Genomic DNA, 7,587 nt, shown 5'->3' with positions numbered 1-7,587 from the left:
GCCGGCGGCCCCGAGCCCGTGGCGGGACCGCGGCTATCTGCGGTTCGCGCTCCTGGACATCCCGCTGTGCCTGGACGACTCGATCCTGGGGGTCGGGCTGCCCCTGTGGCTGGTGGGCCGCACCGACGCGCCGCACGCCGTGGTCCCGGCCTTCCTCTTCCTCAACACCGTGCTCGTCGTGGTCCTGCAGATGACCGTGTCCGCACGGGTCCGCCGGCCGCGTCAGGCCGCCGCGGCCGCCCGGCTGTACGGGCTGGTGCTGTTCGGCTGCTGCGCGCTCATCGCCCTCACCCCCGAGCACGGCGCCTGGGCCGCCTCGATCACCCTGCTGGCCGCGGCCGGGCTCGTCACGGCCGCCGAGCTGCTGCGTTCGGTGAGCTCCTGGGAGCTGGCCGTCTCCCTCGCCCCCCGGGAGGCGAGGGCCTCGTACCTGGGTGTGGCGGGCATGTCCCAGTCCGTACAGAAGTCGGCCGGGCCGGTCCTGCTGACCGGGGCCGTGATGACGGCCGGGCCTGCGGGCTGGCTGGCGCTCGGCGCCGCGGTCGCGGGCGTGGCCGTCGTCCAGCGGCGGTGCGCGCTGCGGCGGCTGGCCGCCATGGAGGCCGCGGAGGCCGGCGAGAGCGCGGGGGCGGTGGACGCCGCGCCGGCCGGCGCCCCCACCCGGGCGGGCGGCGATCCCGCCCCGGTGTCCTGAGATCCCGCTTCCCGCCCCGCACTTCCCCGACCAGATTCCCCAGTCGAAGGGACAAGTTCCCCTATCTCCCGGGAACGGCGGAAATCTAGCCTCGCTACTGCCTGTCCGCGACTGGGATCACTGTGCGAGGGGGAAGCGTGGCTGTTCGGGAGGTCGGTGTTCTGGCGATCGGTGCGGGGCCGGCGAATTTGGCGCTCGCGGTGGCCATCGAGGAGTCCGGCTCCGCCGAATTGGCGGACGGAACCCTGTTGTTGGAGCAGGGCCCGGACATCAAATGGCAGCGCGATCTGCTGATGCCGTGGGCGCGCAGCCAGGTGTCGTTCCTGAAGGACCTGGTGACGCTGCGCAATCCGTCCAGCAGGTTCACGTTCCTCAACTTCCTGCACGAGCAGGGCCGTCTGGACGAGTTCGTGAACCTGGGTACGTTCCACCCCTACCGGTGGGAGTTCTCGGACTACCTCCAGTGGGTCGCAGCGTCGCTCGAGAGGGTGGAGATCCGCTACGGCGCACGGGCGGCGCAGGTCGACCCGGTGTGCGGAGCCGACGGATCGGTGTCCGGCTGGAGCGTCCTGCTCACCGACGGGGACGAGATCCGCTGTCGCGATCTGGTGGTCGGCGGCGGCCGTGACCCGCGGGTCCCGGAGGTGTTTTCCTCCCTGCCCGACGACCGGCTGATTCACAGCGCGCAGTACCGGACCCGGATCGCGGACATCCCGAAGGACGAACCGGTCCGGGCGGTGGTGGTGGGCGGGGCGCAGAGCGCGGCGGAAATGTTCTACGCCCTGCACGAGAACCTTCCGCAGAGCCGGGTGACGATGCTCGTCCGGTCGATCGGCCTGCAGAATTACCAGACGAGCAAGTTCGTGAACGAATTGTTCTTCCCGTCGTTCGTGGACGAGTTCTACGACAGTCCGGCGGAGGTCCGCGCGCAGCTCCTCGACGAGATGCGGTTCACGAATTACGCGGGTCTCGCGCCGCCGTTCCTCGACGAGCTGTACACGATGCTCTACCGGCAGAAGGCGCTGGGCCCCCGGCGCTCCGAGGTCCGCGCCCTGACCGAGGTCGTCGCCGCCCGGGTCGAGGACGGGGAGGTGGTCCTGGAGCTGCGGGACCGGATGAGCGGCAAGACCGAACCGCTGCGCTGCGACCTGGTGCTGCTCGGCACCGGCTTCGACCCGCGCAAGCCGGCCCTGGTACGGGAGCTGGCGGCCCGCGTCGGCATCGACGAGGTCACTGTCAGCCGTGCCCACCGGGTGGAGCTCGGCGACTCGGCCCGGGGCGCCGTCTACCTCCAGGGCGTCAACGAGGAGACCCACGGCATCGCCGACTCCCTCATCAGCGTCCTCGCCCACCGCTCCCGGGACATCCTCGCCGACCTGCTCGCCCGCCGCGCCGGAACCGAATCGAGGAGCGTCTGATGGAACGGACCCTGGTCATCGCCCCCGGGCCCACCGCGAACGGCGATCTGCACCTCGGCCACCTGGCCGGCCCCTTCCTCGCCGCCGACGTGTGCGCGCGGTACGCCCGCGCCGCCGGTCACGACGTGCTGTTCGGCACGGGCGTGCACTTCACCCAGAACTACATCGTGACCACCGCCCGCAGACTGGGCGTGCCGCCGGAAGACCTGCGCGTCCGGTCGGCCGGGCAGGTGGAGGAGACCCTGACGGCCATGGGCATCGCGCCGGACGGCTTCGTCCGGTTCGGCGACCGGTACGTCAAAACCGTCCGCACCTTCTTCGAGCGCCTGCACGGCAGCGGGGCGCTGCGGCTCAAGTCCCTCCCGTTCCCGTACGCCCCGCGCACCGGCGAGTACCTCACCGACGCCTACGTACGCGGCGGCTGCCCGGTGTGCCTCGCCGACGGATGCGCCGGGCTCTGCGAGAACTGCGGGCACTGGATCGCGTCCGGCGACCTGATCGGCCCGCGCTCCACCCTGCACCCCGAGGACCCGGTCGAACTGCGCGAACAGCAGGTTCTCGTGCTGCCCCTGGAAGACCACCGCGAGGCGCTCACCGCCTACTTCGCCCGGCAGAGCGCGACGATGCGCCCGCGCCTGGCGCAGATGACCGAGGAGATCCTCGCCCGGCCGCTCCCCGACTACCCGATCACGCTGCCCATCGCCTGGGGCATCCCCGCACCCTTCCCGGAGGTCGCCGGCCAGGTGCTCTACGCGGACGCCGAGACCATCGCGTGGAGCATGCACGCCACCGCGCTGGCCGCCGAGGAACGCGGCGAAGTGCTGTCCGCCGAGGACGAGTTGTGGTTCTCCGAAGCCGGCAGCAAGGTGGTGTACTTCTTCGGGTCCGACGCCGGCTTCGCCTTCGCGGTCGTCGGCGCGGCCATGCTGGAGGCGCTGGGCGGCTACACCCTGCCCGAACACTTCGTCACCAACGAGTTCTACGAGCTGGACCACGACAAGTTCTCCACCAGCCGCGGCCACGTCGTCTCGGGCCGGGAGCTGGCCGCCGAAGTGCCCAGGGACCTCATCCGGTTCTACCTCGCGGCGACCGGACCGGACTTCCAGCGCACCAACTTCACCCGCGAGGCACTGGCGCGCGTGACCGGCGAACGGCTCGTCCGGCCGTGGAACCGGATCGCCGACGAGGTCGACCGCTGGGTCGGCCGCGGGCCGCTGCCGGTGTCCGAACGGTCCGGGGAGGCGGCCGCCCGCCTCCTGGAGCGCTTCGCCGCCGCCTGCGACGTGCGCCGGTTCAGCCTGACCGCCGCCGCCTTCACCCTGACCGAGCAGCTCGCCCGGCTGGACCGGTGGGAGCCGGGACCCGCCGACGCCGGCGACTTCTGCCACGAGGTCGACGTGTTCCTGCGCTGCGCCGCGCCGATCCTGATCGACCTCGCCGGCCAGGCCCTCCCGGACCGCTCGATCCCCGCCGGGCCGCACGCCACGCAGTTCACCCCCGCACGGCTGCCGCGCCTGGCGGAGCCGGGCCGGTGAGCCCGCCGGCCACCGCCCGGCCGCGGTCCGCGGCCGCGGTGCTGATCGTGGGGGCGGGCGTCACCGGGCTGCTGACCGCCGTGCAGTGTGCGCGCGCGGGCCACCACGTGACCGTGCTCGACCGGGGCCCGGTCCCGAACCCGCGGTCCAGCTCCTTCGACCAGCACCGGGTCATCCGTACGCTCAGCCCCGACGACGCGGACGCCACCCGGCGGATGGCCGCCGCCCGCCACCGCTGGGGGGAACTGGAGGCCCTGCTCGGAACCCGCCTCCACCGCCCGGTCGGCGTGGTCACCGCCTGGCCCCGGGAGCGGCTCGCCGCGCTGACCGCACCGGCCGCCGAAGCCGGGGTCCGCGTACGCACCGTGGAACCGCGGGAGCTGCCGCACTTGGAGTTCCCGCCGGACACGGTCGGCGTACGGGACGAGGCGGCCTGGGTGCTGCTCGCCGAACGGGTCCTGCACGCCGCGGCCCGCTGGCTCGCCGGGCATCCGGCGGTGACGCTGCGCCCGTACTCCGCGGTGACCGGGGTCGACGCCGACTCCGGCACGGTCCGGGTGGCCGACGGGGAGAGCCTGGGCGCCGACCTGGTCCTGCTCGCGGCCGGCCCGTGGACCCGCGAACTCGCCGGGCCGCCGGTCGTCCTGCACCGCCAGACCGTGGTCTACCTGCGCCCGCCGGCGGACGCGGCGCGGTGGTGGGAGCACGCACCGGCGGCCGGGGGCCTCGGGGCCGACGGCCGGGCCTGGGCGGTGCCGCCCGGAGCGGGCACCCTCCTGAAGATCAGCTCCGACGCGGTCTGCCGCGCGGTGGACACCACCGCGGACGGCGAAGCCGAGGACCAGGCGCCCTGGGCCGAGCGGCTGGCCGCCGCAGCGCCGGTGACCGGACTGCACCGCTACACCGTGGCCGCCGTGAAGCCGTGCCACTACACGGCCGCCGCGGACACCGGCGGCCCGTCGCTCGCCCGCGTGGGACCCGCGCTCTGGGCACGGGCGGCGTGCGGCGGCTCCGGATTCAGTGCGGCACCGCTCGTCGCGGACCGCATCGTCGATGTCTTGAGGGAAGGGGCGGCATGACGGACGAAGCTCCGGTCCGGGTGTTCGACGCGCTGAAGGCGACTCCCGCACCCGTCCGCTATCTCCTCGGCGGCGTACTCGTCAACCAACTCGGCGCGTTCGTGCAGACGTTCCTCGTGCTGTACCTGACCTACCGGGGAGCCTCGGTCAGCGCGGCGGGCCTGGCGCTCGTCGCCTACAGCATCGGATCGATCTTCGGGACGATGCTGGGCGCCGAGATCACCCACCGGTCCGGCCCGCGGACCACCATCATGGTGGCCATGGCCGCCTCGGCCCCGCTGGTGGCCTCGATCTCCTGGCTGAGCGGGCCGGGCACGCTGTGGCCGCTGCTCGCCGTGGTCGGGCTCGCGGGCCTGTTCACCCAGGCGTACCGGCCGGCGGCCGCCGTGCTGCTCAGCGACCTGATGCCGGACCGGTACCAGGTCATGGCGTTCTCGATGATGCGGATCGCGCTGAACATCGGCGCCGCCCTGGCCCCGCTCATCGCGGCGGTCGTCATCCTGGTCGACTGGGACCTGCTGTTCTGGATCGACGGCGCGACCGCCCTCGTCTACGCGCTGCTGGCCTTCGCCCTGCTCCCCAAGAAGGCCGCGGACCCCGCCCAGGAGGAGGGTCAGGGCGCGGACGGCGCCCCGGACGGCACGGCGGACGAGGCCGCGGCGGCGCAGGCCGAAGCGGACACCGCTGCCGCCGCGGCCGCGGACGGCCGCTCGGCGTACGCCACCATGCTCCGCGACCGGAAGTACCTGCTCTACCTGGGCGCCATCCTGCTCGGCTCGCTCACCTACGCACAGGGCCACATCGCCCTGCCGCTGGAGCTCGCCGAGGACCACTACCCGACCGGCTTCTACAGCACCGTGCTCACGGTCTCCTCGGTCGTCCTGATCACCTGCGAACTCAAGATCACGGCCTATCTCAGCCGGCTGCCCAAGCACGTCCGGGTGATCAGCGGCCACCTCGTCGAGGCCGTCGGCCTCGCGGTCTACGCACTCTCCCCCCGGTCGGGCGCGTTCACCATCACCGGCGCGGTCCTGGTCGTCTGCGGGATCATGATCGCCGCGCCGAGCATGTTCGCCCACCCGGCGACGTTCCCCGCGGCGGTCAAGGCCCGCTACATCGGCACCATGCAGGCCGTCGGCGGAGCGGCCTCCGCCCTCGCGCCGCTGTTCGGCGTCTACCTGTGGACCCGGCTCGGCGGCGGCTTCTGGCTGCTGTGCGGGATCGTGACCGCCGTGGCCGGGCTGTTCGCCCTGGCCGGGGTGAAACAGCCCCCCGAACCGGGCCCCGCCAAGGGTGCGGAGCCCCGTACCGAAGGCGAGCCCGAAGCCGTCGGAGGCACCTCGTGACCGGGCGGCAGCGCGCGACGGCCACCGGGCCGGTCCTGATCGTGGGGTTCGTCGGCGTCACGCTCGCCGCGATCGGCGAGTTCCAGCCGGACGGATCGGTGATCTACGTCGAGGAGCCCGACGTCGTCCGCAAGCGGCACGTGCGCGAGCAGCTCGACGGGGTCGCGTTCGTCCGCGGCCTGATCGAGTGGGAGTACCACCTCGACGGCAAGGCCGACGAGTTCCACAACGCCCACCCGGACCTGGCCCCCGTCGCGGTCATCCCGGCGATCGAGTACGCGACCCCGTTCGCCGCCCGTCTCGCGGAACGCTACGGCCTGCCCGGCTCCGGCCTGGGAGCCGCCCGGATCCTGCGCGACAAGGCCCTGCTGCGGCAGGTCAGCGCCGCGGCCGGCATCGCCAACCCGGCCGGTGTCCGCGTGGACGGCCCGTCCGGCGTGCGGGACTTCCAGCGCGAGCGGGGCGGACCCGTCGTGCTCAAGCCCGCCAACCGGCAGGCCGCCGTCGGCGTCCGGGTGATCCGCGACCCGGCCGAGGCCGAACAGGCCTGGGCGGACTGTCTCGACCAGGACGAGGGCGTCTTCGTGCCCGACCGGCCCATGGAACGCTCCATGCTCGCCGAACAGTACGTGGAAGGACCCGAGTTCAGCGTCGAGATGCTCGTCCGCGAGGGCCGCTCGCTGTTCGTCAACGTCACCGGCAAACAGCTGTTCCCCGGCCCGCACCCGGTCGAGAGGGCGCACACCGTGCCGGCGGACATCCCTCAGGGCCTCGCGCAGACCCTCGCCGGGCAGACGGAACGCGTGGTCCGGGCCGTCGGGTTCCGCGACGGGATCGTGCACTGCGAATGGATCGTCTCCGACGGTGTCCCGTACCTCGTGGAATGCGCGGGCCGGCTCGCCGGCGGCGGCATCGTCGACACCATCCAGCTCGCCTACCCGGTGCAGCTGATGCGCAGCTACTACGCCGTGATGAAGGGCGAGGAGCCGCCGGCCCCACTGCCCCGCCGGGCCAAGGGCGGAGCGGCCGTACGGTTCCTCGCCACCGGGCCGGGCCGGGTCACGGCCGTCCACGGCGTGGAGGAGGCCCGGCAGGCCGACGGCGTGTTCCTGGCCGTGGTCACCGCCGAGCCGGGCGACCGGTTCACCGGCCTGCGCCACTCCTGGGACCGGGCGGGAATCGTCATGGCCACCGCGGACAGTTCCGCCGAGGCACTGCGGCGGGCCGATGCCGCCGCGGACAGGATCCGGATCGACATCGAGGAGGAAGCGTGACCGTGCGCGAGGTCGGTGTACTGGCGATCGGTGCGGGGCCGGCGAATCTGGCACTCGCCGTGGCCATCGAGGAGTCGGGCTCGCCCGAACTGGCCGACGGAACCCTGCTGCTGGAGCAGAGCCCGGACATCAAATGGCAGCGGGACCTGCTGATGCCGTGGGCGCGCAGCCAGGTGTCGTTCCTGAAGGACCTGGTGACGCTGCGCAATCCGTCCAGCAGGTTCACGTTCCTCAACTTCCT

At 73.0% G+C, this 7,587-nt stretch carries 6 protein-coding genes and 1 pseudogene; all 7 read left to right on the top strand.

Going from position 1 to position 7,587, the window contains the following annotated elements:
- Positions 1 to 694: pseudogene (locus ACFXA3_RS28665) on the top strand (MFS transporter); the annotation flags it as partial.
- Between the two features lie 137 nt (positions 695 to 831).
- On the top strand, positions 832 to 2,112 hold the full coding sequence (locus ACFXA3_RS28660) for a lysine N(6)-hydroxylase/L-ornithine N(5)-oxygenase family protein (RefSeq protein ID WP_385191392.1): 1,281 nt from the start codon (positions 832 to 834) through the stop codon (positions 2,110 to 2,112).
- Entirely contained in the window at positions 2,112 to 3,647 is a 1,536-nt protein-coding gene (locus ACFXA3_RS28655) for a class I tRNA ligase family protein (protein WP_385191391.1), read from the top strand. The genes ACFXA3_RS28660 and ACFXA3_RS28655 overlap by 1 nt, the downstream gene beginning before the upstream one ends.
- The gene (locus ACFXA3_RS28650; protein WP_385191390.1) at positions 3,644 to 4,726 is read left to right on the top strand and encodes an NAD(P)/FAD-dependent oxidoreductase; all 1,083 of its coding nucleotides are present in this window, start codon (positions 3,644 to 3,646) and stop codon (positions 4,724 to 4,726) included. The genes ACFXA3_RS28655 and ACFXA3_RS28650 overlap by 4 nt, the downstream gene beginning before the upstream one ends.
- Entirely contained in the window at positions 4,723 to 6,072 is a 1,350-nt protein-coding gene (locus ACFXA3_RS28645) for an MFS transporter (RefSeq protein ID WP_385191389.1), read from the top strand. The genes ACFXA3_RS28650 and ACFXA3_RS28645 overlap by 4 nt, the downstream gene beginning before the upstream one ends.
- Positions 6,069 to 7,346: an ATP-grasp domain-containing protein gene (locus tag ACFXA3_RS28640; RefSeq protein WP_385191387.1), complete on the top strand. Its 1,278-nt coding sequence runs from the start codon at positions 6,069 to 6,071 to the stop codon at positions 7,344 to 7,346. Before ACFXA3_RS28645 ends, ACFXA3_RS28640 begins: the two co-directional genes overlap by 4 nt.
- A partial coding sequence (locus ACFXA3_RS28635) for a SidA/IucD/PvdA family monooxygenase (protein WP_385191386.1) occupies positions 7,343 to 7,587 on the top strand: 245 nt, incomplete at its 3' end. The genes ACFXA3_RS28640 and ACFXA3_RS28635, both read left to right, overlap by 4 nt.

Origin of the sequence: Streptomyces sp. NPDC059456 (assembly GCF_042750055.1) — a bacterium.
GTDB lineage: Bacteria > Actinomycetota > Actinomycetes > Streptomycetales > Streptomycetaceae > Streptomyces.
This window is presented reverse-complemented; position numbering and strand designations above follow the sequence as displayed.